Origin of the sequence: Methanobrevibacter filiformis (genome assembly GCF_001639265.1) — an archaeon.
GTDB lineage: Archaea > Methanobacteriota > Methanobacteria > Methanobacteriales > Methanobacteriaceae > Methanacia > Methanacia filiformis.
Genome location: NZ_LWMT01000166.1, coordinates 1 through 994, shown reverse-complemented (window position 1 = coordinate 994; position 994 = coordinate 1). Strand labels below are relative to the sequence as shown.

Here is a 994-nt window from a genome sequence, read left to right as displayed (position 1 = left end):
CATAAAAAACACATTTAAAAAGTTTAAAACTAAAACACAAAAAATAGACCAAAAAACTAAAACAAAAACTAAAAAACATCTAAAACCATATCCAACAATCATAAACCTTTATTTTAATTATGGATAATCTCCTAAATATAATAAATATTAAGAATAAAATAGATATTTTGACATGTATTTAATTATTTAATATTATTATTAAAAATCAAAACATTTTAATAGTATTTCATATAAATATATATTCTAGGTATAAATGAACATACAAAAGTTTTAAACAATGATTAATATATTATACAAAATAATACAAAATAATACATTATCTTATTAAATAAAACAAGCAAGATGATAAAATATGAGTTTTAGAAATGTAATTAAGTTAATAAAGGGCCAATTTACAGTTGATGGTGCAGGTGTGAAGTTAATTAGAGTATTGGGACGTAATGATGTGAAAGACATTGACCCTTTTTTAATGCTTGATGCATTTGATAGTGATAATCCTGAAGATTATATCCAAGGATTTCCAATGCACCCCCATAGAGGAATTGAAACAATAACCTACTTAATTGATGGTCAAATAAACCACAAAGACAGTTTAGGAAATAATGGAACAATAAAAAAAGGAGAAGCTCAATGGATGAGTGCGGGTAGTGGCATAATGCATGAAGAGATGCCTCAAGAAACAGACAGACTTTATGGTCTTCAAATATGGCTAAATTTACCTAGAAAAGATAAAATGAGTGATCCTACATACTTTGACATTAACTCTTCAATGATCAAGGAAGTAGGAATCCCTCAGGGAAAAATCAATATAATATCTGGAAACTACAATGGAATAGAAGGTGTTAAATCAAACCATCTCCAAGTTTCAGGAGATTATCCATAATTAAAATAAAGGTTTATGATTGTTGGATATGGTTTTAGATGTTTTTTAGTTTTTGTTTTAGTTTTTTAGTCTATTTTTTGTGTTTTAGTTTTAAACTTTTTTAATGTGTTT

The 994-nt window shown here is 26.0% G+C and carries 1 protein-coding gene; it reads left to right on the top strand.

Translation table 11 applies throughout. From position 1 onward, the window contains the following. Positions 1 to 412: 412 nt before the first annotated feature. On the top strand, positions 413 to 883 hold the full coding sequence (locus tag MBFIL_RS04650; protein ID WP_211261713.1) for a pirin family protein: 471 nt from the start codon (positions 413 to 415) through the stop codon (positions 881 to 883). Positions 884 to 994 lie beyond the last annotated feature (111 nt).